The organism is Lysobacter humi (ex Lee et al. 2017) (assembly GCF_054781815.1).
In genome coordinates, this window is record NZ_BAAGTR010000001.1 from 18154 (window position 1) to 44505 (window position 26352).

At 72.4% G+C, this 26352-nt stretch carries 20 protein-coding genes; 5 read left to right on the plus strand and 15 right to left on the minus strand.

Features of this window, described 5'->3' with window-relative positions:
- Positions 1–68: 68 nt before the first annotated feature.
- From ACYVJJ_RS00080 to ACYVJJ_RS00110, 7 genes are all read right to left on the minus strand, one after another.
- Complete coding sequence (locus ACYVJJ_RS00080; RefSeq protein WP_460830115.1) at positions 69–2285, minus strand: hypothetical protein; 2217 nt, start codon at positions 2283–2285, stop codon at positions 69–71.
- Complete coding sequence (locus ACYVJJ_RS00085; protein ID WP_460830116.1) at positions 2282–4324, minus strand: DUF3857 domain-containing transglutaminase family protein; 2043 nt, start codon at positions 4322–4324, stop codon at positions 2282–2284. Before ACYVJJ_RS00085 ends, ACYVJJ_RS00080 begins: the two co-directional genes overlap by 4 nt.
- 49 nt (positions 4325–4373) lie before the next feature.
- A complete protein-coding gene (locus ACYVJJ_RS00090) occupies positions 4374–5000 on the minus strand; it encodes an HAD hydrolase-like protein (RefSeq protein WP_460830118.1) in 627 nt (208 codons plus the stop codon).
- A 1-nt stretch (position 5001) separates the two neighbouring features.
- Positions 5002–6177: a phosphoglycerate kinase gene (locus ACYVJJ_RS00095; RefSeq protein ID WP_460830119.1), complete on the minus strand. Its 1176-nt coding sequence runs from the start codon at positions 6175–6177 to the stop codon at positions 5002–5004.
- Between the two features lie 96 nt (positions 6178–6273).
- Positions 6274–7605 carry a DUF3999 family protein gene (locus tag ACYVJJ_RS00100; RefSeq protein ID WP_460830120.1) on the minus strand — a complete coding sequence of 444 codons (1332 nt, stop codon included), beginning with the start codon at positions 7603–7605 and terminating at the stop codon, positions 6274–6276.
- Positions 7605–10316: a DUF2339 domain-containing protein gene (locus ACYVJJ_RS00105; protein ID WP_460830122.1), complete on the minus strand. Its 2712-nt coding sequence runs from the start codon at positions 10314–10316 to the stop codon at positions 7605–7607. Before ACYVJJ_RS00105 ends, ACYVJJ_RS00100 begins: the two co-directional genes overlap by 1 nt.
- A gap of 256 nt (positions 10317–10572) precedes the next feature.
- The gene (locus tag ACYVJJ_RS00110) at positions 10573–11004 is read right to left on the minus strand and encodes a hypothetical protein (protein WP_460830123.1); all 432 of its coding nucleotides are present in this window, start codon (positions 11002–11004) and stop codon (positions 10573–10575) included.
- A gap of 166 nt (positions 11005–11170) precedes the next feature.
- Here ACYVJJ_RS00110 and ACYVJJ_RS00115 point away from each other — a divergent pair, with 166 nt between their 5' ends.
- A complete protein-coding gene (locus ACYVJJ_RS00115; RefSeq protein WP_460830124.1) occupies positions 11171–11620 on the plus strand; it encodes a hypothetical protein in 450 nt (149 codons plus the stop codon).
- Positions 11621–11648: 28 nt separating this feature from the next.
- Entirely contained in the window at positions 11649–12125 is a 477-nt protein-coding gene (locus ACYVJJ_RS00120; RefSeq protein ID WP_460830126.1) for a hypothetical protein, read from the plus strand.
- 251 nt (positions 12126–12376) lie between these two features.
- Here the strand turns inward: ACYVJJ_RS00120 and gap are convergent, their stop codons facing one another.
- Positions 12377–13381 carry a type I glyceraldehyde-3-phosphate dehydrogenase gene (gene gap / locus ACYVJJ_RS00125; RefSeq protein ID WP_460830127.1) on the minus strand — a complete coding sequence of 335 codons (1005 nt, stop codon included), beginning with the start codon at positions 13379–13381 and terminating at the stop codon, positions 12377–12379.
- A gap of 126 nt (positions 13382–13507) precedes the next feature.
- Here gap and ACYVJJ_RS00130 point away from each other — a divergent pair, with 126 nt between their 5' ends.
- The 3 genes from ACYVJJ_RS00130 to ACYVJJ_RS00140 all read left to right on the plus strand — a co-directional run bounded on the left by ACYVJJ_RS00130 (position 13508) and on the right by ACYVJJ_RS00140 (position 16953).
- Complete coding sequence (locus tag ACYVJJ_RS00130) at positions 13508–14341, plus strand: S1/P1 nuclease (protein ID WP_460830128.1); 834 nt, start codon at positions 13508–13510, stop codon at positions 14339–14341.
- A gap of 108 nt (positions 14342–14449) precedes the next feature.
- Positions 14450–15715 (plus strand): HD-GYP domain-containing protein, encoded by a 1266-nt coding sequence (locus tag ACYVJJ_RS00135; RefSeq protein ID WP_460830129.1) that lies wholly within the window; start codon positions 14450–14452, stop codon positions 15713–15715.
- The gene (locus ACYVJJ_RS00140; RefSeq protein WP_460830130.1) at positions 15712–16953 is read left to right on the plus strand and encodes a putative bifunctional diguanylate cyclase/phosphodiesterase; all 1242 of its coding nucleotides are present in this window, start codon (positions 15712–15714) and stop codon (positions 16951–16953) included. Before ACYVJJ_RS00135 ends, ACYVJJ_RS00140 begins: the two co-directional genes overlap by 4 nt.
- A 79-nt stretch (positions 16954–17032) precedes the next feature.
- Here ACYVJJ_RS00140 and tkt read toward each other — a convergent pair whose 3' ends face one another.
- The 7 genes from tkt to ACYVJJ_RS00175 all read right to left on the minus strand — a co-directional run bounded on the left by tkt (position 17033) and on the right by ACYVJJ_RS00175 (position 26297).
- Positions 17033–19033 carry a transketolase gene (tkt, locus tag ACYVJJ_RS00145; RefSeq protein ID WP_460830132.1) on the minus strand — a complete coding sequence of 667 codons (2001 nt, stop codon included), beginning with the start codon at positions 19031–19033 and terminating at the stop codon, positions 17033–17035.
- Positions 19034–19165: 132 nt separating this feature from the next.
- Positions 19166–20545, minus strand: a complete 1380-nt coding sequence (locus ACYVJJ_RS00150) for a dicarboxylate/amino acid:cation symporter (protein WP_460830134.1) — start codon at positions 20543–20545, stop codon at positions 19166–19168.
- 80 nt (positions 20546–20625) lie between these two features.
- Positions 20626–22308 (minus strand): BatD family protein, encoded by a 1683-nt coding sequence (locus ACYVJJ_RS00155; protein ID WP_460830135.1) that lies wholly within the window; start codon positions 22306–22308, stop codon positions 20626–20628.
- On the minus strand, positions 22305–23972 hold the full coding sequence (locus ACYVJJ_RS00160) for a vWA domain-containing protein (RefSeq protein WP_460830137.1): 1668 nt from the start codon (positions 23970–23972) through the stop codon (positions 22305–22307). Before ACYVJJ_RS00160 ends, ACYVJJ_RS00155 begins: the two co-directional genes overlap by 4 nt.
- On the minus strand, positions 23969–24961 hold the full coding sequence (locus ACYVJJ_RS00165; RefSeq protein ID WP_460830138.1) for a vWA domain-containing protein: 993 nt from the start codon (positions 24959–24961) through the stop codon (positions 23969–23971). The genes ACYVJJ_RS00160 and ACYVJJ_RS00165 overlap by 4 nt, the downstream gene beginning before the upstream one ends.
- The gene (locus tag ACYVJJ_RS00170; RefSeq protein ID WP_460830140.1) at positions 24961–25401 is read right to left on the minus strand and encodes a DUF4381 family protein; all 441 of its coding nucleotides are present in this window, start codon (positions 25399–25401) and stop codon (positions 24961–24963) included. The genes ACYVJJ_RS00165 and ACYVJJ_RS00170 overlap by 1 nt, the downstream gene beginning before the upstream one ends.
- Positions 25401–26297, minus strand: coding sequence for a DUF58 domain-containing protein (locus ACYVJJ_RS00175; RefSeq protein WP_460830141.1), 897 nt, complete (start codon positions 26295–26297; stop codon positions 25401–25403). The genes ACYVJJ_RS00170 and ACYVJJ_RS00175 overlap by 1 nt, the downstream gene beginning before the upstream one ends.
- Positions 26298–26352 lie beyond the last annotated feature (55 nt).

Here is a 26352-nt window from a genome sequence, read left to right on the forward strand (position 1 = left end):
CAGCGGCAGCTCCCTGTTCAGCAGCGGAAGCTAGCATGCTCCGCGGCGCGTCGACGCCGCATTCGTTTTCAGTCGTCGTCCGTACCCGGCTGCTCCGTGTGGCGTCGACCGGCCCGGTAATCGGCGAGGCGGCCCTTCATCCGCTCGATCATGGCGGCCACGTCGGGCGTCGCAGGGACACGCTCAAGCACGCGCTCCTGCAATCGGACGGCCGCATCTGCATTTCCAGCCGCCGCTTCGCAGGCGGCGACGGTGTCGAGTGTCCCGGGATCCAGCTCGTTGGGGTCGCCGAGTTCGCGGGCGAGGGCGAGGCCCGCGGCGCCGTCGAAGACGTCTTCAAACGGCGAGACGCACAGGACCCAGGCGAGGTTGTTCCGTGCAAGCTCCGAGCCCTTCGCCTCGGCCTCCTTCAGCATCCCGAGCGCGCGGGCGCGCGTGGCGGGATCGGCGGCGCGATGGTTGTAGAGCCACAGGCCGTACTCGTTGCGGGCGTCGGCGGAGCCGGAGGCGACCGCCGTCTCGAACCAGCGATGGCCGGCGGCGTCGAGCCCCGGCCCCAGGCTGCCGTCGAGCATCAGGCCCGCAAGCATCAGCTGCGAGCCGGTATCGCCCTTGCGTGCATGCGGTTCGAGCAGTTCGCGGGCACGACGGGGATCGCGCGGCACGCGTTCATCGTCCAGCAGCAGTCGCACGAGGCGGGCTCGTGCTTCCGGCGATACGTCGGCGAGGTCCTCGAAGGTCTCGAGTGCCTTCGGGAGGTGGTCCTCGAAACCCTCGACGCCGGAGGCGTAGAGATCCGCGAGCAGCAGCCGCGCATCCACGTCGCCCGTCACCGTGGGCAGCAGGAGCCATTGCTCGGCGTCCTTCCATCGCTTGTCGAGGCCGGCGAGGTGCGACAGCCAGCGACCGGCGAGATCGCTGCCGCCGTGTGCAGCGTCCTGCAGCATCGCGAGCGCGGCGGCGTCGCGGACATCCCGCTGCGTGCGTTCGACGCCGAGCGATGCCTGCGCATCGGCGGATCCCGCGGCGGCCGCACGCTCGAGCAGTGCAGAGCGCGCGTCGTCCTCGGAGTCGCCGTAGGCCAGCAGCATCGCCAGACCGCGACCACGCCGATTGTTCTCGGGCGCCTCGAGCATGCGACGGTCTTCCGCGGTGAGCACCGGCTTCCGACCGTCGGCCGCCGCGCGGGCGATGAGCAGCACGCGCGCGTCGCGGCTGCCTGCATCGGCGATCGACTCCAGGCGGTCGGAAAGCCATGCGGGCCATGACTTGCCCGCCTGCTGGAGCAGCGAGGCAGCCTCGATGATCGGCGTGCGGTCGGCCGACGTGCGATCCGCCGCATCGAGCAGGGTGCGTGCCGCCTTCTCGTCTTTCGGGACGCCCATCCCCTGCAGGTAGGCGAGTGCAAGCAGAGCGCGGGGAATACCATGGCCGGCCTCGGCCATGGGCAGGACGGCGTCCACCCAACCGTCATGGCAACCCGGGAAGGGGCGCTGAAGGCAGAGTTGCAGCCAGGACCGCGCGGACAGCACGCCCCCTCGCCCGGCACCCGCGCGAAGGCGGTCGCGCTTCGCGGCCGGCTCGGCCTCGTACCAGGCATTGAGCAGCGCGTCGTGATCGACCGCCTCGATGTCACCGCTGCGGACCCATGCCTCGCGGTACGCCCGTGCGATGAGTTCCCGCTCGTACGGAAAGCCCTCGACATCGCTCTCGTCGGGGAGCTGGGTGAGCGTGTCCACCCAGTCGAAGGCGAAGCGTCGCTCGAGGCCCGCGTCCTTGTCGAAAACGACCGCGACCAGCGGGAAATAGCGACTTGCGTGCAGCTGCGGGAGGTAGTCGTAACGCCGCTCGTAGCCACCGAGCTGCAGGAAGACGCCGACATCCTCCGGACGGACCACCCGGATGGGCACGTCCCAGTCGACATCACCGCTGTCACGCGCGGCATGTGCCGCAAGCGCGCCCAGCACCTGCATGTGCGCCTCGGCGCCGGCCGCATCGCCGACGACTTCCGCGCAGAGCATCGCCGCATGGCGGAGCGCCAGGCTTACCGGGACCTTGCGGACCGCATCGGTCAAGCTAGTCGCGTTCGTCCTGCACCCTTCCGCGGTGACGCCGCTCGCCCCGTAGCCGACTTCGGTCAAGGCGCCGTAGGCTCGGTTGATGTCGTCGTAGCGCGTACGGCCAAGGAAGTCCTTCCACATCGCGGCCGCATCGATCGGCGCATCGGCTGCGATCGCGTGCAACGGGGCGATCAGGAGCGCCAGGGCGAGGAGGTGCTGCTTCATTTGGTCGCTCCGGCGTCGAGACTGTCGCGAAGGAGCGCACGCAGGCGGCGCTCACGCTCCTCGGCCTGCACTGCGGCCGGCAGCTGGTAACGCAGGCTCGCCTGCAGGCGGTCGCGGACGCTGCGCATCTCGCCGAGGTGGCCGGCGACACCGTCGCCGACGATCTCGTCGGTGCCCTGGTCGAATTCATAGGTGACGCGCGTGGTGGAACCGTCGATGTCGATCGCGCGCGAGAAGGCGAATGCGGGCGACTCGTGCGAGATCCGCTCCTTGCCGAACGCCGGGCTCCAGTCGGCGGGTGCGATCACCTCGATCACGTGCCGGTATTTCCCCGGAGCGTTCGGCAGCCGCAACGGCCCCGGATGGCGGATCGTCTTGGGGAGCTGCGCCGGCGCACCGAGGGCATCGGCGTAGACGTCCAGGGAACGGACGTTGCCCGCGGCCTCCAGCGCCGTGGCAAGGCGATAGCTCTCACGGACGCGCAGGATGTTCGCGGTCCGATCGTCGTCGACGACAGGGGACCCGACGTGCTCGAGGGCGCCGTAGCGCTTGCCGTAGTACTCCGCGTACCGCCGCGCGAGGTCTTCGTTGCGCTCGCTTCCGACAGTGCGCCGCGCGTGGTCGGCCGCACTGCCGCGGTAGGTGGTCTCGACCGTGAACTGCACGGGCGTATCCGCCCTCTCGATGCGATAGGTCTCGCGCGACTCGACCCCGTCGTCGCGGTCGGCGGGCCGCTCGATCGGCACGAGCGCGGTGACGCCCGCCGCGATCGGCAGGCCGACGCCCAGTGCACTGAGGTCCACGCGTCGCGGGTCGCCGCCCTGTTGCGTGCGGGTGGGATCGACCCAGACGGCCTTGCCGTCGAGCATCGCGCGGACGATCACGTGGTCGAACGCGTCCGCTGCCGGAAGCCGGGCGGCCACCGCGCGGCCATCGCCCGACGACACCAGGGCGGGAACCGCGTCGATGCCGAGGCGCGCCAGCACCGTGACGAGGAGATAGGCCTTGTCCTTGCAGTCGCCGAAGCGACGTGACCACGTCTCCGACGGCGGGTGCGGCCTGTGCGTGCTCTCGCCCAGCTCGAGGCCGAAGTACCGCACGTCGTCCTGGACCGCACGGAGCGCTGCCGCAAGGCCGGCGGGCTTGCCGAGCTTCGACCACTCCTCGATGCGGCGCTCGAGATCGGCGGGCAGCGGACCGGTCACCGCGGGATAGAGCGGCAGCGCCCAGTCGACGACGTCGGACCATGCCTGCTCGGGACCGACCTGCACCGCCGGGTACGGGTGGTGCCACACCGGGTAGTCGCCGTGATAAACGACCGCAGGAGACCGCGCGTGGCGCACGCTCGCCTCGACCGAGCCCGCGACCGTCCGGATCACGGGGCGCACCGCCGTGTTTTCCTGGCGCACCGCGAGGCGCGTGCCGGCGTCGTAGAGCATGCGGGCGCGCGCGTCGAGCACGGGCTGCCCGTAGCCGAGGTACATCCAGTCGGTGTCCTGGCCTTTGAGGACGGGATTGGAACCTTCGAGCGTGTAGGACACGCGCACGACGTCGCCGACGCGGACGTCCTGCAGCACGATCAATGCCGAGACGAGACCGTTGGCGAGGTCCTGTTCGAAGTCGTCCTCGCGCCGGGCCAGCGAAATGCGCGCCGGGTCCAGCCGCGTCGTCCACGTCCCGTCGCGCCGGACTTCGAGGCGATGGATCTGCAGCTTCTGGTAATCGGGATTGAAGCCGATCTCGAAGCGACCGGCTTCGTTGAGCACCGCGGCGCTGCGCGGCTCGAACACGCGCTCGACATAGACGCGGTCGCGCCCGGCGCGATGGTCGGTCTGTACGTCGTAGAGCCAGTAGCGCCAGCGCGCGTCGTCGACGCCGGGGGCCTTGTCGGGCCACGCGGCCGGGACATCGGAACGCACCACGAAGTCGGGCTCCGACGTGGTTTCGAAGCGGTACGCGCCGCGTACATGTTCCTCGGCGTGCACCTGCAGTGCAGCCAACAGCAGCGCAGCGAGCGCCGCGCGTTTCCAGACCCGCATGTCCCCGTCCCCGTCGCGGGCGACCGTGCGGCCGCCTCCCCGGGCGGGATTATGCCGCGAGGTCGGCCGGTGTCTCCACGAGGCGCGATGCCCCCGCCGCCTCGAGTTCCGCACGGTCGCCGAAGCCCCACAGCACGCCGATGCCGGGCATGCCGTGGTGGCGCGCGCCCTCCATGTCCATGCGGCGGTCGCCGATCATCCGGCACTCACGCGCATCGCAGCCGAGGCGACGCAGCGCCTCGGTGATGAGTTCCGGCTTGTGGCTCAGGCGGCCGTCGGTCGTGGCGCCGACGATCTCGTCGAAATGCCGCGCGAACGGGAGCGTCGCGAGGATCTTGCGCGCATGCGGCTCGTTCTTCGCAGTCACCACCGCGAGGCGGTGGCCCTGCGCATGCAGGGCCTCGATCGCCTCCGGAATTCCCGGATAGACCTCGTGCTCGGTCCAGCCGTGCGTCTCGAAGCGTTCGCGGTAGAACTCGACGGCCTGCTCCACGCGCGCCTCGTCGCGCAGCAGCGGCGCGAAGCTCGTGCGCAGAGGCGGGCCGATCCAGCTGCGCAGCGTGGCCTGATCGGGCACCGGCTCGCCGAGCCGCTCGAAGGCGTGCGCGGCGCATCGACTGATGCCGACGGACGAGTCGATCAGCGTGCCGTCGAGGTCGAACAGCAGTGTCGCCACGTCAGCCCGCGCGCGCTTCGAGGGCCGCGACCGCTGGCAGCGTCTTGCCTTCGAGGAACTCCAGGAACGCGCCGCCACCGGTGGAGATGTAGCCCACGTCGTCCGCGATGCCGTACTTGTCGACCGCCGCGAGCGTGTCGCCGCCGCCGGCGATCGAGAACGCCGGGCTCGACGCGATCGCCCGCGCGAGCGCCTCGGTGCCCTGGCCGAAGGCGTCGAACTCGAAGACGCCGACCGGCCCGTTCCACACCACGGTGCCGGCGCGCTGCACGATCTCCGCATAGCGCGCGGCGGTCTGCGGGCCGATGTCGAGAATCATGTCGTCCGGGCCTACGGCGTCGATCGCCTTCGCCGTCGCGGGGGCGTCGGCCTTGAATTCGGGTGCGACGACGACGTCGACCGGCATCGGGATCTCCGCGCCGCGGGCACGCGCGTCGTCCATGATCTTCTTCGCGGTGTCGATGAGGTCGCGCTCGACGAGGGACTTGCCGACATCGTGGCCGAGCGCGGCGATGAACGTATTCGCGATGCCGCCGCCGACGATCAGCTGGTCGACGCGGCCGACGAGGTTCGACAGCAGCTCGAGCTTGGTGGAGACCTTCGAGCCGGCGACGATGGCGAGCAGCGGTCGCGCGGGCGCATGCAAGGCCTTGGCGAGCGCATCGAGCTCCGCCATCAGCAGCGGGCCGCCGCAGGCGACCTTCGCGTGGCGGATCACGCCATGCGTCGAGGCCTGCGCGCGGTGCGCGGTGCCGAAGGCGTCCATGGCGAAGACGTCGCAGAGGTCGGCATAGGCCTTCGAAAGCGTGTCGTCGTCCTTCCCTTCGCCGACGTTCATGCGGCAGTTCTCGAGCATCACGATCGAGCCGGGCGCGACGTCGAGGCCGGCCACCCAATCGCGCACCAGCGGCACGTCCACGCCGAGCAGCTCGCCCACGCGGCGCGCGACGGGCGCGAGCGAGTCCTCCTCGCTGAACGCACCTTCCTTGGGCCGGCCCAGGTGCGACATCACCATCACCGCCGCGCCCTTTTCCAGCGCCATCCGCAGGGTGGGAAGCGCGGCGAGGATGCGCTGCTCGGACGTGATGCGGCCCTCGCTGATCGGCACGTTGAGATCCTCGCGGATCAGCACGCGCTTGCCGGAAAGGTCGAGGTCGGACATCCGCAGGATCGTCATGGGCGGGCTCGCTGTAAGGGGACAAGGCGGGCACGCAGGCATGGCGCGCCGAGGGCGCCATTGTCGCCGCTCGGCGCGGCGTGCGGAATGCCGCGGTCAGGCGCGCGGCGGCTCGCGCAGCAGGCGCAGGGCGAAGCCGGCAACGACCAGCACGCCGATGCCGAGCACGGCCCAGAGCGTCCATGTGGTCCAGTCGCGCTTCGGCGCGAGGGCCGCCTCGCCCGCGAGCGGGCGCGCCGCGCCGATCCGGGCCGTCGGCGGCGACCAGGCCGCGCCGTTGGAACGGCGCAGCTCGTCGATCACGGCGCCGACCGGCGCGTCCACCCGCCGCACATGCGCGCTCCCCGCCACGAGCCGGTACGGCGGCGTGCCCTGCGCGAGGAAGACGAGCCGCTCCGGCCGATAGCCCAGTCGCAATGCCGGCGCGGCATTGGCGCGGTCGAGCGGCACCAGCCGCCATTCGCGATCGCGCACCGGCTGCGCGAGCACGAGCGGCGGCGGGCGCCGGCGCGATGCCCCATCCGGCACGTCGAAGGCGCTGCCGGATGCGCGCGTCCGCCAGTCGGCATCCCCGGCATCGCGACTCTCGAGGCGCCAGCGCATCGCGCCGGTACCCGGCAACCGCACGTCGACATGCTCGACCGGCACGCGACCGGCGAGGCGGAACCGATAGGCGCCGTCGTCGGCCCGCGGCTGCGCGGGAATCGTCAGCCACTGCACGGCGGGCCCGATGGAGCGCGCGATGAGGGCGTCGACGCGATGCAGGTGCAGCCGGCGGCCATCGACCTCCGGCGAGAGGCGCAGGAAACGCGCATTCGGCGGGGCATCGAACACGAGGCGACGCTGCACCAACCGGCGGCCGTTCCCGGCGAGGTCGACCACGCGCCCGCGCGCCGCGACCGGCGTCCATTCCTGGAGGTCGTCGCTGGCGTCGATCGAATAACCGCGGTCGACCGGACCCGACGGCTGCCAGTGCAGCTCGAGTGCGGTGATCGTGCCGCGAGCCGGCGCGAGGTCGAGCAGCAGTGCCTCGTTGGGCATGCCCGGCACTTCGACGCCGCCGCGCAGCTCGACGCGGCGCAGTTGTCCCGCCGAGTCGGTTTCGGCGACCAGCCGCGAGCCGGTGGCGTCGCCCGCCACCACGGGGAGCGTGAAATACGGCAGGGCGACGCGCGCCTGCTGCACGCGGGGCGGGGGCGGCGGCGAGAGCAACGAGGGCTGCGGCGTGCCGCGTGCGTCCAGCACGTCGACGTCGCGGCCGGCGCGGTCGTGCATCGCGCGGTAGACGTCGGCATCGAGCACGACCTCGTGGGCCGGCGAGGCGGGCGCCTGGAGCGCCAACGGCCACTGGCGCGCATAGTCGGCCTCCGCCGACGCGGCGAGCAACAGCGGCAGCGCGACCAGCACATAAAGCGGACGGACGCGCATCAAACGGGCTCCTGCGTCGCACGCCGTGGCGGCACCGGCGCGACGTAGCCCACCGCGGTGCACAGCAGGCCGAAGGCGAGGAACGAGCCGATGCCCAGCAGGTTGCCGAGGTACTGGCGGTCGACCAGCACGAGTTTGGCAAGCACGACCGCCATCAGCACCGCGCCGGCCTGCCAGACGTCGCGGCGCGCGCGTCGCGAGCCCGCGACCCACGCGGCCATGCCGATCAGGCTCCAGAGCACGGTGAGTGCGGTCTGCACCAGCCCGGTCGAGAACATCGACGCATCCCAGTCCACGCCGCCCCAGTGGTGCACGGCGCGCAGCAGCATGCTGGTGGCGAGCACGAAGGTCGCGCCCGCCGCGAAGCGCGTGCGCAGGGACCGAGGGATCCGCCCGTCGGCCAGGCCGAGCAGCAGCCCGAGCGCCGCGATCTGCGCGAGCTCGAGCGGACCCGCGAGCGGCACATGGGGCAGCGGCGCCATCGAGCCCGCGAGAACGCAGCCCACCGCCAGCAGCGCGACCAGCACGAGTGCGACCGCGCCGGCGAGGTGCGTGTGCCAGCGCTCGAACACGGCGCCCATCGGCACCGCGACGAGAGCGGGCCGGCGCCACGTCGCGGCGCCCAGGGCGAGCCAGGGCAGCGCGACCGCGCCGTAGCGCCAGGCCTGCGCGAGGCCCGCGCCCGACGCGAGCGCGTCGAGCCCGAGCGAGGCGGCCGTCGCCCAGGCGAGCCACCACGCGACGTGCGCGATCGCACGCGCCGGACCGTCGGCATTCCTGATCGATGCAAGCAGCCTCGCGCCGGCAAGGCCGTAAGCGAGCCACGCGACGGCTCCGAGCCCCGCGAAGGGATGGCCATGCTCGGCGTCCTGCGCGAAGACGAGCAGCACCGGCGCGACCACCGCCCCCGCGGCCGTCAGTTCGAGCGCACGCGCCGCGATCTTCCGCCGGGCTTCCGCCGCGATCGCACCCGTCGCGAGCACGAACAGCATCACCGCATCGACGCGATGCGCGAGCGCGACGCCGCGCCCGATCTCGCTCAGGCCGCCGCCCAGCCACCAGCCGAGTCCCCACAGGTAGGCGACGAGTGCCGCCGTGCCGTGCCCGGCACGATGCAGCAGGAGCGCCGTCGCGAGGCCCGACACGGCAATCAGCAACCCGGCCATGAACGCGCCGTTGAGCACCGCCGGCGCAGTCGCGGCGACGGGGTCGGCGATCGACAGGGCGAGCGCGGCACCGAGCTGGAGGAGAACGCCCGTCGCGAGCGGCAGGCGACGCTGCTGGCGTAGTGCCAGCCAGACGAGGCCGGCGCCTTCGAGCGCGAAGATGGCGCCGGTCGCTTGCGCGGACACCGCGAGCGGCACCGCCAGCGTCGCGAAGCCGACGGCGATCACCGCATACGGCGCCACCAGCGGCGCGAATGCGGGCCGCCGCCGCAGCGCCGCGGCGAGCGCGGCGTGCAGTGCGGCCATGCCGAGCGCGCAGAACGCGAGCGGCAGGCGCGCGCCTTCGAGGAGGCCGGCCTGCAGCGAGAACGCGACGAGCGGCGTGCCGAAGACGAGGCAGCCATCCAGCACGCGACGCTGAGCGGGAGCGCGCCGCGCCGCGTAGAGGATCGGCAATGCGAGGTACATCGCGAAGAACAGGACGAGGAACGGCTCGGTCGTCGCAAAGTGCTCGGGGCGGTAGCGCAGCACGCCCCAGGCCGTACCGATGCCAAAGGTGAACACGAAGCCGAGCACGTTGAGCAGTCGCCACGGCCGTCGCCAGGCCATCGCGACGATGCCCGCGTTGAGCACCGCGTAGTAGCCGAACAGCGCGACGTGGTCGCCCTGCCCGGTCGACAGCCAGATCGGCGCGAGGAATCCCGCGACCACGCCGAGCACCGCGAGCGCGAGCGCATCCTGCCGTACCGCGAGCACGCAGAGCCCGGCGATGAGCGCCACGCTCAAGCCGAATGCCGCGCCCGCGGGAATCAGCGCATACAGCCGGAACGCGGCGAACACGACCAGCAGCAGCACACCGACCGCCCCGCCCTGCACCGCGAGCGCGAAGCTCCGCCGGATCTCGCGCTGTCGCCAGCCGAAGACGAGCGCGGCCAGCGCGGCCAATGCGACGCCCGCCAGCCGCAGCCCGATCGGCAGCCGCAGGACGCCCTGGTCGCTCGCGTACTTGAGCAGCGCGGCGACGCCCGCGAACAGCACCAGCACGCCGACCTTGACCGGCACGTTGCCTTCGGTGAACCAGCGACGCACGGCGCGTATCGCGGTCTCGACGAGACCGGGCCGCGCCGGGCGATCGGGCGGCAAGGGCGGCGGAAGCGGTGGTGGCATGCCGGCCGGGGGCGGCACCGATGCAGGCGCCGCGCCCGGCGCCTCGGGGCGCGTAGGGCCAGCCGTTCCGGCCTGGACATCCGCGGCGACGGACGCGTGCACCCCGGCGGCGTCAGGCCTGCGCAGCAACTCGGCGAGCGTGGGCTCCCGTTCCGGTGCCGCGTCGGCCGCCGCAGGCATCGGCGACGCGACGTCGCCATGCAGCGGCGACACCGCCACGTGCTGCGAAGCCGCGAGCACCTCGCGCCAGAGTCTCCCGACCTGCGCCTCGAGCTCGCGGACGCGCGCACGCAGCCCCAGCACGAGCACCAGCGCGGCGATGGCCAGCACCGGCACCGCGAGCAGCACCAGCCCCAGGATCACGACCAGACCTTCCATTGCCCCCTCCTGCTCGCGGCACGGTACCACCGCGCCCTGCTCGCGACGCGGTCAACCGCATCGCCCCCATCGCCCGGCCCGACGCGGTCGTTCGATCCGAACGACGCCGCTGCGCGCGCGCCGGCCCTGCACGCGCCCACAACCGGGCGTCCGACCGCGCCTGCGACCCAACTCGACGCTCCGCCCGACGTCGTTCAACGCGCACAACGACGATGCCCCGCTCGCGCGGGGCATCGTCGGGAACGACGCGACCGGATTACTCGCGGTAGCCGTCCTCGCTGGCGTCGTAGATCACCTTGATCAGCACGGCGCGCATGTCGAAGTCGGACTGCGACGTGAACACCAGCCGGCCGAGACCCTTGTACGCGCATTCGTGGCGCACCTTGTCGCCGCCGAAATGGAAGGGGATGAACGACTTGCCCGTCATGTACGAGCCGCAGTCGGCGTCGTCCTGGCGATCGTCGCCGATCACGTCGACCACCTGCTTCTGCGACATCCCGATCTCGAGCTTCTGGAACGGGCTTCCGGCGATCGGCGTGCCGAGGATCTCGCCCTCGACGCCCTTGCGGCCGGTGACCTCCTGCGTCGGCATCTCGTCGGACTTCTCGTCCTTCTTCGCGGCGAAGGCCGGTGCGGCCCCGAACGCGATCAATGCGATACCGCAGGCGAGTGCTACGTGCTTGCTCATGGAATGTCCTTGTATCCCCTGGGAATGGGCCGGGCCCGGCGGCAGTATCCGGCGCGCCCCGGCGCCTGCCAAGGGCCGATGGGCCACGACTGGCCGCGGCCCGGCCGATCCACTACGATCGCGCCACCGGCGCAGGACGCGCCGACGGATCCGCACGGAGGCGGTCATGCGATACCTGCTCCCCCTTCTCCTGCTCATCGCCGCGACGGCCTTCGCGACGACGCCTGCGCACGCCTGGGGGGAAGGCCGCGCGAAGCGCAAGGCCGACGAGTGGGTCGGACGCGACGCCTCCGAGCTGCTGCTGCAGTTGCGCGTGGACGGCGGGCGCGTCGAGATCGAGGAGGACGAGGCGACCGACGAGACGCGCTACATCTTCCGAACGTGGGACGACGCCTACTACAAGACGGTCGTCACCGGCAGCGACCAGCACATGATCGGCGTCGACCGCGGGACCCCGATCTACCAGGAGACGGTCTATACCGACCAGGTCTTCGTCCCGGCCCAGCACCGCTGCACGATCGTCTTCACCGCGGACCCGGAAGGGATCATTCGCCATTGGCGATACGAAGGCGATGTCTGCGTGCAGGACATCAAGCGACCCAAGAACCGCGACTGACCGCGGCGATTCCGTTCAAGGAGGAACCATGAAGCACCGCATTCTGCTTTACACCGCCCTTGCCCTCGCGGCGGCCCTCGATGCATCGGCGGCGACCCGCTACGGCGTCGTCACCGAGATGACACCGATCGAGAACCGGGGCTCCGACGAGAACCCGGAGGTGGGCAAGCGACGCCAGCTGGGCGCCGCGGTCGGCGGGCTCGTCGGGAACGGCCTCGCACTCCTGGGCGCACGGACAGGGCGACAGAGCGATGCCACGGCGGTCGCGGTCGGGGCCGCCCCCACCGTCGGTGCGAAGGTCGGCGAGAAGATCGGCGGCCCGGGTCCGTCGACGCAGTACATGGTCAAGGTCCGCCTCGATCGCGGCAAGGTGCTGAGCATCAACCAGAAGCGCGTGGACCTCGCCGGCGTCGAGGTGGGCTCGCGCGTCCGCGTCGAGGGCAGCGGCAGCGATGCGCGGATCCAGGTCGAGCCAGGCGGCGCGCAGGCCGCGCCGGCACGCTGAGGCACGGGTTCCACGGTCGGTCTTTACGGCGATGCGGGCCCGGTCCAGCCGACGATCAGCTGCAGCACGTGCGAGCACGCTGCGATGCTTCGGACGGATCGCATCGGCCCTGTGCCACCCTGCCCGGCTCCTGCGGCCGCGGAGGCAGGCGCGACGGTGACCGAGCCCATCAGGCGACGCCTCGCCCCGATGGAGCGCAAAGAAAAAGCCCCGCTCGCGCGGGGCTTTTTCTTGCGCGTGATCGGCGTGGATCAGCCGCGCGCGACCACCCGGGCCATTTCCAGGCACTTGTTCGAGTAGCCCCATTCGTTGTCGTACCAGCTCACCAGCTTGACGAACGTGGGATCGAGCGCGATGCCGGCTTCGGCATCGAAGATCGACGTGCGCGTGTCGCCGCGGAAATCGGTGGCCACGACCTTGTCGGTCGTGTAGCCCAGCACGCCCTTGAGCGCGCCTTCCGACTGCGCCTTCATCTCGGCACAGATCTCCTCGTACGTCGCCGGGTTGTTCAGCTCGACGGTGAGGTCGACCACCGACACATCGGACGTCGGCACGCGGAAGCTCGTGCCCGTGAGCTTCTTGTTGAGCTCGGGGATGACGACGCCCACCGCCTTCGCGGCGCCGGTGCTCGACGGGATGATGTTCTCGAGGATGCCGCGGCCGCCGCGCCAGTCCTTGTTGGACGGGCCGTCGACCGTCTTCTGCGTCGCCGTCGCCGCGTGCACCGTGGTCATCAGGCCGCGCTTGATGCCCCACTTGTCGTTGAGCACCTTCGCCAGCGGCGCGAGGCAGTTCGTGGTGCACGAGGCATTGGAGATGATCGCCTCGCCCTTGTAGGTCTCGTGGTTGACGCCGTAGACGAACATCGGCGTGTCGTCCTTCGAGGGCGCCGAGAGGATCACCTTCTTCGCGCCGGCGTCGAGGTGCTTCTGCGCGGTGGCCTTGTCGAGGAACAGGCCGGTCGACTCGATGACGACGTCGGCGCCCACCTCGTCCCACTTGAGGTTGGCCGGGTCGCGTTCCTGGGTCAGGCGGATCTTCTGGCCGTTGACGACCAGCACGCCGTCCTCGATCGACACGTCGCCGTCGAAGCGGCCGTGCACGGAGTCGTAGCGGAGCATGTAGGCGAGGTAGTCGGGCTCGAGCAGGTCGTTGATCGCGACGATCTGAATGTCGCCTGCGAAATTCTGCACGGCCGAGCGCAGCACGTTGCGGCCGATGCGGCCGAAGCCGTTGATGCCTACCTTGATCGTCATGGGGAGCTCCTGCGGAAGGTCCGGCGCGGCCGGAATCGAGGCGCATAGTCTAGCAGCGGCCCCGACGCGGCCCGGCCCGCGCGCGGCTCCACGGACCGCGCACCGGGCGTGGCTTACCATTCGCGGATGCACCAGCCTTCGCGTGTCGCCGCGGCCCTGCTCGCCGCCCTTGTTGCCCTCCTCGCCTTCGCGCCTTCCGCCTCTGCCTGGAGCGTCCGCGGCCATCGGCTCGTCGGCGGGCTCGCCGAGCGCGAGCTCGCGCCGCGGGCGCGTGCCGAGGTCGACCGGCTCCTCGCCGGCGAGGCCGAGCCCACGCTTGCCGGCGTGAGTGCCTGGGCCGACGAGGTCCGCGCGAACGATCCGGTGCTCGGCCGGCGCAGCGCGCCATGGCACTACGTCACCATGCGCGCACCCGACTGCGCCTACGACGCCGCGCGCGACTGCCCGGGCGGCGACTGCGTGGTCGAGGCGATCCGCGCGCAGGTGGCGATCCTCGCAGACCGCGGGCGCAGCCTGGCGGATCGACGGCAGGCGCTGAAGTTCGTGGTGCATTTCGTCGGCGACGTTCACCAGCCCCTGCACGCCAACAACCGTGGCGACAAGGGCGGCAACGAGGTCCAGGTGCGCATTCCGCAGCACGGCGGCGGCGAGCGCGGCGGCAACCTGCACGGCCTGTGGGACCGGGGCCTCGTCGACTACACCGGCCTGTCCGAGCCCGACTACCTCGCACGCCTCGAGCGACTTCCGCTGGCGATCGAGCAGGGCGGCCCCGCCGTGCCCCCGGCGGCGCACGCCTGGGCCGAGCATGCGTGTGCGATCGCGATGCGCCCGGGCCTCTACCCGGCAACGGCGAATGTGCCCGCAGGCTACATGGCCGCGTGGACGCCCATCGCCGACGAGCAGCTGCGGCGCGCCGGGTCCCGCCTCGCGCAGCTGCTGAACGCCGCGCTCGCCCCCTGAACACGCCCGGCCGCGGCGCCGGAGCACCGATCAACGCAAGGTTCCCTGCCGGCCCAAAGGCGCATTACTCTTGGGCGACCACGCTCCCGATCGGGAGCCGGAGCGGTGATGCGGATCGAGGAACGCGAAATCGCGGTCGACCAGGTGGCGATCGGCATGTATGTCTGCCGTCTCGACCGTCCCTGGACCGACACGCCGTTTCCGCTGCAGGGCTTCCTCGTCCGCGACGCGGAACAGGTCGCCCTGCTGCGCGAGCATTGCCGGCGGCTCTGGATCGACATCGAGCTCGGCCACGAGGACGTCGCGCATCGCCTGCGCAGCCTGCCGCGTGCCACCGCCCGGTCCGCTGCCGCGACCGAGGCCCCGGCCGAGCCCGCGCCTGCCTCACCGGCATCGATCGAGGATCTGGTCGGGCGCCACCGGTACCGGGACAGCCACACGCTGGAAGAAGAGACCGAAGGCGCGCGCCACGCCCTCGAAGGCGCGGCGACGATCGCTGCGCGGCTGATCGACGACATCCGCCGGGGGCTCGCCGTCGCGCCCGCCGATGTGCGCTCGGCCGCGGCGCCGATCGTCGCGAGCGTGCTGCGCAATGCCGATGCGGTGTTCTGGGTCAATGCGCTGCGCCGCCACGACGGCTATACCTACAGCCATGCGATCAAGTGCAGCGCGCTCGCGGCTGCGTTCGGCCGTCACCTCGGCCTGCCGGAAGAGACCCTCGTCGAGTTGGCCTCCGGCGCGCTGATGATGGACATCGGCAAGACCGGCGTGCCCGAGGAACTGCTCGCCCATGCCGGCCCGCTCGACCCGATGGCGATGGCGCGCGTGCGCCGGCACGTCGAGCTCGGCGTGCAGATCCTCGGCGACGGCGACTTCAGCGACATCGTCCGTGACATGGTCCAGGGGCACCACGAGCGCGCCGACGGCACGGGCTACCCGGCGCGGCGCATGGCAGGCCAGATTCCGCTCCACGTGCGCATGGCCACGATCGTCGACAGCTTCGACGCGATGACGAGCGAGCGCCCGCATGCCGCCGCGCGGCCGCAGCACGAGGCGCTCCAGGAGCTCTACCGCGCGCGCGAGACGCGCTACTACCCCGAGCTCGTCGAACAGTTCATCAGCTGCCTCGGCGCCTACCCCACGGGCTCGCTTGCGGAACTCAGCACGGGGGAGATCGTCGCCATCATGGCGCAGAACCCCGCGCGTCGGCTTCGCCCACGCGTGCTGGTGCTGACCGACCCCGACGGTGTGCTGCGCACGGAGTTCCGCAGCCTCGACCTGCTCGCGCAGGACCCGAGCGCCCCCGCGATCGAGATCCGGCGTCCACTGCCCGAAGGCCACGCCGGCATCGACCTCGCGGAGCTCTACCTGTGAACCGCGCCATGCTCGCGCGCCGGCTGCGGGCGTTCCTCGCGGCCGGCGACACCGCGCGCACGCTCGGCGTGATGCTCGTGCGCATCCAGCGCCTGCAGGAATTCCGGCTGGTGCACGGCTACGAGGCCAGCGACGCGGTGGGCGCGTCGGCCTATGCGCGCATCCGCGGCCTGCTGCGGCCGGTCGACGAGCTGATGCAGGTGGCGGAGAACGAATTCATCGCGCTGCTGCCCGAGTTGCGCAACGTCGGCCACGCGATGCTCGCGGGCAGTCGGGTCGTGCGCGCGTTCGAAGCGCCACTCACCTTCGCGCAGCACGCCGTGGTGACGCCGGTCGCCGTGGGCATCAGCATCTGTCCCGACCACGGCACGGACGCCGACGCCCTGCTGCGCCGCGCGGAGATCGCCTTGCGCGACGCCAAGCGCGGCAGCGATCGCTGCGCGCTGTACCGCCCTGGCACCGAGCGCGCCACGGTGCCCTACGAATGGCTGCACGAAGCGCTGCATGGCGATCGCCTGCAGGCGCATTTCGAGCCGATCCTCGACCTGCGCACCAATCGGGTGCACGGCTACGAATCGCTCGCGCGCTGGAGCGAGCCCGAGCGCGGCACCATCCGGCCGGACGTCTTCATCCGGCTCGCGGAAGACACCGGCCTGATCGCCGACCTCACCCGCTGGAGCCTCAATGCGACGCTCCGCCACGCCGCGCGCATCCGCAAGCACGACGGCGGGCTGCGCTTTTCGGTGAATGTCTCGCCCCGCGTATTCGGCCAGCGCGACCTCGTCGAGCAGATCGCGAGCGCACTCGCGGTCTGGGACGTGCCCGCGCAGGCCGTCACCCTGGAGGTGACGGAAAACGCGCTCATGGAGGACCCGATCGCGAGCCTGCGCGTGATGCACACGCTGCGCGCGGTCGGGCTCGGCATCGCGATCGACGATTTCGGCGCCGGCTATTCCTCGCTCGCCTACCTCAAGCAGTTCCCGGCGACGGAACTCAAGATCGACCGCAGCTTCGTCTGCGACATGCGCCATGATGCGCGCTCGACGCGCGTGGTGCGCTCGATCATCGACCTCGGCCACCAGCTGGAGGTCAACGTGGTCGCCGAGGGCGTGGAGGACACCGAGACGCTCGAGATCCTGCGCGCGCTCGGCTGCGATCGCGCGCAGGGCTATCACATCGGCCGCTGCGTACCGGCCTCGCAGGTCGGAATGCCCGAAGCGAGCACCGTCGGCGCCTGATCATCCGTGCAGCGGCCGGCCGCCTGTCGCGCCGATACCGCCACGGCAGCCCGATGCCCGGGCTGCCGCGGGCGATGCCTCAGCGCAGCGCGCGCGCCGCCTCGACCACCGCGTCCAGGGTGAAGCCGAAGAACGGGAACAGCTTCTCGGCCGGCGCGCTCGCGCCGAAGCCGTGCATGCCGACCACCGCGCCGTCGAGGCCGACGTACTTGTACCAGTAGTCCGCCGTGGCGGCCTCGATGGCGACGCGGCGCCGCACGGCATGCGGCAGCACGGACTCGCGGTAGTCGGCGTCCTGCCGGTCGAAGACGTCGGTCGAGGGCATCGACACCACGCGCACCGCGCGGCCTTCGCCGGCGAGCACGTCCGCGGCCTGCATCGCGAGGCCGACTTCCGAGCCGGTCGCGATCAGGATCAGGTCGGGCGTGCCGGCGCTGTCACGCAGCACGTAGCCACCGCGCGCGATGTCGGCGACCTGCTGCGCGGAGCGCGCTTGGTGCGGCAGGTTCTGGCGCGAGAACACGAGGCAGCTCGGGCCGTCGTTGCGCACGATCGCCTGCTTCCACGCGACCGCCGACTCGACCGCATCGCACGGGCGCCAGACGTCGTTGTGCGGGATGTAGCGCAGGCTCGCGAGGTGCTCGATCGGCTGGTGCGTCGGGCCGTCCTCGCCGAGGCCGATGGAGTCGTGCGTATAGACGTGGATCACGTGCGCGCCCATCAGCGCCGACATGCGCACCGCGTTGCGGGCGTAGTCGCTGAAGACGAGGAACGTGGCGTCGTACGGAATGAAGCCGCTGTGCAGCTCCAGGCCGTTGCAGATCGCGCTCATCGCGAACTCGCGCACGCCGAAGTAGATGTAGTTGGCGTTCGGATCGTCGGTGGCGACCGACTTGCTGCCCTTCCACAGCGTGAGGTTGGAATGCGCGAGGTCGGCCGAGCCGCCGACGAGCTCGGGCAGCAGTGGCGCGAACGCCTCGATCGCCATCTGCGAGGCCTTGCGCGAGGCGACCACCGGGCCTTCGGCCTGCAGCTTGGCGATGTAGGCGTCGGCGGCTTCGACGAAGCCTTCCGGCAGCGCGCCGTGAATGCGGCGCGACAGCTCGGCGGCCTGCTCGGGGAACGCGGCGGCATAGGCGTCGAAGGCCTGCTGCCACTGCGCCTCGGCCTGCGCGCCACGATCGGTCGCACGCCAGGCCTCGGCGATCGGCTGCGGCACCTCGAAGTCGCCCGCGGTCCAGCCGAGCGCCGCGCGGGTGGCGACGATCTCGTCCTTGCCGAGCGGGGCACCGTGGCTCGACTCCTTGCCGGCCTTCGCCGGCGAGCCGTAGCCGATCGTCGTGCGGCAGCAGATCAGGGTGGGCTTGTCGCTCGATGCGATCGCCTGCCCGATCGCGGCCTTGATCGAATCGGCGTCATGGCCGTCGACGCCGCGTACGACGTTCCAGCCGTAGGCCTCGAAGCGCGCCGGCGTGTCGTCGGTGAACCAGCCGTCGGTGTTGCCGTCGATCGAAATCTTGTTGTCGTCCCAGAACGCGACGAGCTTGCCGAGGCCCCAGGTGCCGGCGAGCGAAGCGGCCTCGTGCGAGATGCCCTCCATCAGGCAGCCGTCGCCCATGAAGACCCAGGTGCGGTGGTCGACGATCGCGTGGCCGTCGCGGTTGAAGCGCTGCGCGAGCAGCTTCTCGGCCAGCGCGAGGCCGACGGCGTTCGCGAACCCCTGGCCGAGCGGGCCGGTCGTCGTCTCGACGCCCGGCGTCATGAAGTTCTCGGGATGGCCCGGCGTCTTCGATTCGAGCTGGCGGAACGCGCGCAGGTCGTCGGCGCTGAGGTCGTAGCCCGCGAGGTGCAGCAGTGCGTACTGCAGCATCGAGCCGTGGCCGTTCGACAGGATGAAGCGGTCGCGATTGAACCAGCCGGGGTTCGCCGGGTTGTGGCGCAGGAAATCGTTCCAGAGCACCTCGGCGATGTCCGCCATGCCCATCGGCATGCCGGGATGGCCGGAATTGGCGGCCTGTACCGCGTCGATGGCGAGGAAACGGATGGCGTTGGCGAGGTCGCGACGGGTCGGCGTGGTCATCGGGCGTGGGAATCCGGGGTCACCGGAGCGGGCGGCGGGAGCCCGCTATTGTCCCACGTCCGCTGGAGCGGCCGTGCGCGGCCACTGGCGCAACCGACAGCCGGCCCGGCGTCGAATGCGCCGGAGCGTGCCTCAGGGGACCGGCGACTCCGGCAGCGCCTGCATCGTGGCATCGCTCTCCCCGCGCGAGACCAGCGTGGCGATCGCCAGATCGCCCGTTACGTTGAGCGTGGTGCGGCACATGTCGAGGAAATGGTTCACGCCGAGGATGAGCGCGATGCCCTCCGGGCGGACGCCGACCATCGCGCAGATCATCGCCACCACCGGCAGGGAACCGGAGGGCACGCCCGCGGTGCCGATGCCGCCGAGGATGCAGACCAGCATCACCAGCGCCTGCTGGCCGAGCGAGAGATCCACGCCGAAGAACTGCGCGAGGAAGATGACGGTGACGCCTTCGAACAACGCGGTGCCGTTCTGGTTGGCGGTCGCGCCCACCGTAAGCACGAAGCGCGAGATCTTCGGTGGCAGGCCCAGGCGCGTATCGGCCACGCGCAGCGAGGTGGGCAGCGTGGCATTGCTCGACGCGGTGGAGAACGCGAGCAGCATCGCCTCCTGCACGTCGCGGAAGAAGCGCAGCGGTGAGCGGCCCGCGAGCTTGAGCGCGATCCCGTAGCTCACGAACAGGTGGATCGCCAGCGCGAGCACGACGACCGCCACGTAGCCGGCGAGCTTGCCGAGCAGCTCCCAGCCGAACGTCGCGGCGAGCTCGAGCATGAAGACGAATACCGCGTACGGCGCGAGGCGGATGACCAGCCCGATCAGCGTCATCGAGACATCGAACAGGCCCTGGATGGCGGCGCGGAGCGCGTCCGTGCCACGGCCCGGCGTGAGCACCATGCCCAGGCCCAGCATCAGCGCGAAGAACATGACCGCGAGCACCGTGCCTTCGGCAGCCGCCTTGACCACGTTGCTGGGCACGATCGACATCAGGAGGTCGATGCCGGCAGGCGCGTTCGCGCTGTCCTCGACGATGCCCTTCGCGCGCTCGGCGTTCTCACTGAGCAGCTGCTGGGCGAGCGCGGGGTCGACGCCGGCGCCCGGGCGAAGCACGTTCACCAGCACGAGGCCGATGAGCACCGCGATGGCGGACATCACCACCGTGTAGCCGAGCGTGCGCCAGCCGACGCGGCCGAACGAGCGGATGTCGCCCATGTCGCTCACGCCGATGACGAGTGCCGAGAACAGCAGCGGCACCACCAGCATGAAGATGAGGTTGAGGAACAGCTGGCCGATGCTGCCACTCAGCAGCTCGACCCAGGGCGTGCACAGCCACGACGCGCCGTCGCCCGTGCAGCCGGGCGCATTCAGCCCCGCGGGTGCGAGCCCGCCGTAACCGGCCATGTACATCGCGAGGCCGATCAGCAGGCCGGCGACGAAGCCGATCGCGATCTTCCAGTGCAGCGGCATGCGCCGGCGGGCGGGCGTCGAAGCGGTGCGTGCGGTGTCGGACATCGGGATCCCCCAGCGAGCGCCGGAGCTTAGCAAACGGCCGGCGGTCGGCTTCGCGGGCGGTGCGCCACGCCGCGTCGGCGTCAGCGGTCGGGATACAGCGGGGGCAGGCGCGAGGGTGCGCTCGCGGCTGGCGCGTGCCAGCTTGGGCCTCGGGCGAATGCGCGGCGAAGCGCCTCGCGGGCCGACGCCGGATCGCCGCCCGCCCACCGCGCGGCGCGCAGGGCGACGACGGCCTCGCGTTGCGCGGCATCGTCGAGCTGGGCGATCACGGCGTCGAGGTCGTGCGGACCGGAGGGCGCGGCGGCGCGCAACGCCGTCTCGATGTCGGCGAGGTCGCCGAGCTCCAGCAGCCGCGCGAGTGCCGGTGGGCGCGACGCGGTGGTGACGGCCACGTCCGCGGATGCCGGTGCGCGTGGATCGCCCAGGGGAACATCCGCCACACGGCGCGTCGCAAACAGCCCGGTCGCCGTAGACGCATCCGGCGCCACCGCGCCGCGCCGCCGCCAGAGGCCAACGGCCGCGATGCCCAGAGCCAGCAGGGCGGCGGCCGCGAGCCAGAGGCCGTGGCCCCGATTGCGTCCGGGTCGTGCCGTGGCGATTCCGGTCGATACCCCGCGCGATGTATCCGCATCGGCGGTCGCGCCCGGCAGCACGGCACCCTCGATCGCCGGCAGCAGCGTGCGGCGCGGCGTCCCGGCGCCCACGTCCCACCAGTCGATCGACGGCCCGGGCAGGCGCAACGCGCCCGCACGCGTCGGCACGATCGAGAAGCGCTGGGTGAGCCGCACGCGCGGCCGGCCGTCGACGACCGACTCGTCGAAGACCGGCCGCTCGGCGAAGACCTGTGCGCCGGGCACGGTACCGAAGGCGAGCGGGGGCAGCTGCGCCGCGCCCGTGCCGTCGGCATCGAGCTCGACCACCACCGCCGCGGCGGCGCCCGCACGGAGCTCGCCCGGCACGAGCACGTAGCGCAGGGCGAGGCGATGCAGGGGCAGCCACGGCTGCGGCGCGTTGGCCGGGATCGCGCGCACCTGCAGCAATCGCGGGGGCGCCAGCGCCGCGAGGTCGGTGCGGCCGTCGCCGAACAGGCGGTCGAAGAAGCCGCCGACCGCCTGCCCCTGGAAGCGCGCCGCCGGCAGCGTGAGCGTGCCGGGCCGCTCGGGCACCAGCGTGTAGCGGCGCTCGATCACGGTGTAGGTGCGACTGCCGAGCGTGCGGCGGTACTGCACGTCGCCGCCGACCTGCAGGATCGTCGCGCCGGTCGGCGCCTGCTGCGTCAGCTCGTAGGCGATCAGCGGCACCGCGGCATGCGCGCGCACCACCCAGCCCACGGATTGCTGCACGTACGGGTCGCGGTCGTCGGGCTCGCTCTCGACGAAGACATCGCGCCCGGCGTTCGCGGATGGCGCTGGGGCCGGCGTGACCCGCAGCAGCAGCGCCTGCGTGGTCGCCGCGCCGACGCGCACGGGCGGGATGCGCAGCTCGCCGATGCGGCGCGGCCGCAGCGCCACGGCGTAGACGCTGCGCACGCGGGCGCGCCCTGCGCTCCACTCGACCTGCTGCCGGCTCGAATGCCCGCTGAGGTCGAAGTCTGCGAGCAGCGGCGCGTAGTCGGGCATGCCGCGCCCATCGGTCTCGATGTTGAGCGTGGTGGTCTCGCCGTCGGCGATGCGCTCGCGCTCGAGCCAGGCGCGTGTCTGGGCCTGCAGCGTGACCGGCAGCAGGACGAGCAACACGAGCAGCGCGGCGAGCCGGAGCGTCATGGTGCGTCGCGACCGTGCCGACGCTCGTACTCGAGCAGGAACTTCTCGCGCAGCAGGTTGCCCGGCTCGTCGCGCACGCGCTGGAGCGCGGCGTCGTTCGCCAGGCGGCGCGCACGTTCCGCGGGCGTTGCGGCGGTGCGCGACGGCGCCTGCGGGCGCGTGCGCTGCAGCGCGCGACGCATGCGCTCGCGCTGCGCCGCATCGGCCTCGGCCTGTTGCCGTCCCTGCGCGGTGCGCGTCGGCGTGCCCTGTCCCGGCCCGCGCGTGGCGGGCGCCTGCGCGCGCTGCGGCGAGGCCTCGCGCCCGGTGCAGCGCGGATCGCCCGGAGGACAGACCTGCGGCTGCGCGTTCGCGCCGCCCGAGGACGACGGCCGGCCCGGGCCGCCGCGCCCGGGCTGGCGACGCTTGAGCGCCTGCAGCACGGCCGCGCGGTTCGCGACCGCATCGGCCATGCCGGGCCGCCGTCGCAGCGCCTCGTCATAGGCCGCGACCGCATCCTCCAGCGCGCCGCTGCGCGCGAGCGCATTGCCACGGTCGTAATGCGCCTCCGCGGTGTCCGCGCGCGCGAACGCCTCGGCCGCGCGACGGAAGTCCCCGCGCCGGTACGCTTCGACACCCTCGCGCATCGCCGCATGCGCCTGCTGGTCCGGGCGGCGCCACAGATCGGCGGCAGGCACCGGCCGCGGCCACGCGAGCACCAGCACGAGCACCGCGACGCCTGGCGCACGCAGCAGCCAGGCGGCGGCCGCGAGCAGCATCACCACCGGCACGAGCCGGAAGCCTTCGTCGATGCCGATGCGGTCGCCGCGCGATGCGCCGAGCGTCGCATCGTTCCCCTGTGCGAACACCGCGCTGTCGCGACCGTCGATCGCAATGCGCGCATAGCGTCCGCCACCGCGCGATGCGAGCTCGCGCAGCGAGGCCTCGTCGAGGCGCACGCGCGCGATGCGGCCCTCCAGCGTGCGCACCTCGGCGCCGGCCGGCGTGCCCAGCCCCAGCACCGAGACGGCGACGCCGGCATCGCGCGACGCGGCGGCGGCGCGCAGCGCGGCGCCATCGGCATGGTCCGTCACCACCAGCACGTGCCCGCGACCGAAGCCGGCGCGTTCGATCAGTTGCCGCGACCACGCGATCGCGCGGTCGACCGCCTGCCCGTCCACTGGCATGACGTCCGGATGCAGCGCGTCGACGAACAGGCCGACGTTGGCGACGTCGTCGGTGACCGGCGCGACCGTGAACGCATCGCCCGCGAACGCGACGAGCGCGACCGGCCCGCTGCGATGCTCGCGCACGAACGTGCCGAGTCGCGCGCGCAGCTGCGCGAGGCGCGTGGGCGGCAGGTCGGCCGCGAGCGTCGCGCTGGAGAGGTCGACGGCGATCACCAGCGGGCTGCGCGTCTGCCACAGCGGCTGGTCCGCCGAGCGCCAGGTCGGTCCGGCCAGCGCGACCACGGCGAACACGAAGGCGAGCGCGGCGAGCGGCGCGGCCGGCGTGCGACGTCCCGCTCCGCGCTCGAGCAGATGCGGCAGCAGGTGCGCGTCGACGATGCCTTCCCAGCGGCGCGCCGGCACACGCCGGCACCACCACAGCCATGCGAGCGGCAACAGCGCCAGTGCGACGAACCACGCGGGGCGAAGGAAGCCGAGTGCGCCGGTGTCGATCATCGCGTCCGCCTTCCGACCAGGGCGGCGAGCAGTGCGAAGCCGAGCGCCGCGGCGAGCGGCCAGGCGTACATCTCGCGACGCGGGCGCACGGCGCGTCCGGGGCGGTCGACCGGCTCGATGCGATCGATCTCGGCATAGATCTGCGCGAGCTCCTCGACGTCGCGGGCGCGGAAGAAGCGCCCGCCGGTCGAGCGCGCGACCTGGCGCAGCATCGCCTCGTCCAGCTCGGTGGCGCCGATCGGGCTGCGGAAGCCGAACAGCGAGAGCATGCCGTCCCCGCCGAACGCGATCGTGTGGATCCGCACGCCGTCGTCGGCGGCGATGCGCGCCGCGTGCAGCGGCTCCAGCGCGCCGGCGGTATTCACCCCGTCGGTGAGCAGGATGACGACGCGCTGGCCGCTGCGCTGCAGGCGCAGACGGCGCGTCGCCAAGCCGATCGCGTCGCCGATCGCGGTCTCCTGTCCCGCCAGGCCGACGACGGCGTCTGAGAGCTGTTCGCGCACGCTCGCGCGGTCGGGCGTGAACGGCGTGAGCACATGGGCCTGGCGGCCGAAGACGAGCAGGCTCAGGCGGTCGCCCGCGCGACGATCGATGAAGTCCGCGAGCACCGCCTTCGCCGCGGTCAGGCGGTCGACGGCGCCGCCGCCGAGGTCCATGTCGGTCTCGCGCATGCTGCCGGAGAGATCGAGCGCCAGCAGGATGTCGCGGCCCTGCACCGGCGGCGCGATCGGCGGACCGAGCAACTGCGGGCGCGCGGCGGCGATGCACAGGCTCGCCCAGGCGAGCGCCGCGAGCACGCCGAAGCGGCGCGTGGAGGGCGCGGCGGGGCCGGTGGCGATGGCCTGCGCGGCGTCCGCGATCGGCAGGCGCAGCGCATCGCCCTGCGCCGCCGGTACGGGCACGATGCGCGCCAGCAGCCACGGCAGGGGAATGGCCAGCAGCCAGGCGGGCCAGTGCAGCATGGCGAAGGCGGCCTGCAGCGCGTCCATCAGGCGCCCATGAGCTCGGCGAAGCGTCGCCGCGCGAGGGCGACGACCGCCTCGGCATCGTCTTCGGCGAGGTCCGGCCGGAACGGACCGTCCAGCAGGCGCCGCCCGGCGCCCTCGCTGAAGCGGGCACGTGGGGAGTCGAGGAAGCGCAGCCAGTCATCGCCGGCGAGGCGGTCGGCGTCGGGGCGTCGACGGCGCGCGGCACGACGGAGCAGCTCGGACGCCGCCGCGACGCGCCCGGCCGGCGATGCGGCGGCGGCGAGCCCGGCGTCGAACAGGGCATCGGCCTCACGGCGGCGCGAAGCCTGCCGCCGCCGCCATGTGAAGGTGACCAGCAGAAGCAGCGCGACCGCGCCGGCGAGCAGCCACCACCCGGGCGCGGGCGGCCACCACGGCGGCGCCGGCGGAAGATGCACGTCGCGCAGCACGAGGCGCCCCATCAGGCGACCTGTGCGGTACGCCCGCGCAGCAGCGGCAGGCAGGCGTCCGCGGGCTCCGGCGTCGCGACCGCGATAACGCGCACGCCCCGTGCGGGCAGGTCGTGCAGCGCCTGCTGCACCGGCGCGGCGAAGCGCGCGAGCCAGCGCGCGCGCGCGTCGCGCGACTCCAGGTCGACCTCGATGCGCCCGTCCGCTCCGGCAAGCGGCAGCCGCCGGGCCGGCGGGGCCGTCTCGATCGGATCGGTCACCAGCAGGATGCCCACGTCATGGTGGCGCGCGAGCGCCGACCAGCGCGAAGGCTCGATCGCGGCGACGGAATCGACCGTGGTCAACACGATGAGCCGCGCGCCCGGTCGCATGAGGCGCTGCGCCCGATCGAGCGCCACCGCGAGCCCGCCGTCGTCGTCCGGCCGCCGTGCGTACCAGCGTACGAGCGCGTCGATCACGTGCAATGCACCGCGCGGCCCCCCGCCGGGGCCGACGGGCGCCTCGCGCGGCCCACCGCGCAGCGCGGCGATGCGATCGCCTTCGCCGACCGCGTGCCAGGCCGCGAACGCGCCGACACGCGCGGCCTGCACGGACTTGAAGCGCACGCGCGTGCCGTAATACAGCGCCGGCGCCGTATCGGCGACGAGCAGCGTGAGGCGTTCGCGCTCGGCGTGGAAGACCTTCGTGTGCGGCTTGCCGGTGCGCGCCGTGAGGCGCCAGTCGACATGCCGGGCATCGTCGCCGCGCGTGTACTCGCGCGATTCGGCGTACTCCATGCCGCGACCGCGTGCGGGCGACGGCGCGAGCCCCGCCTGCAGCGCATGCGAGCGGCGCGGCTGCCGCGGCCCGCTCACGCGGGTGCGAAGCGCGACGAGTTCCGCGAGGCTCGGCACCACGCCGTCAGACATGGCGCGCCCCACCGGTGGACCGCCCGGCCGCGCCGACCCGGCAGGCGCGCGTGCG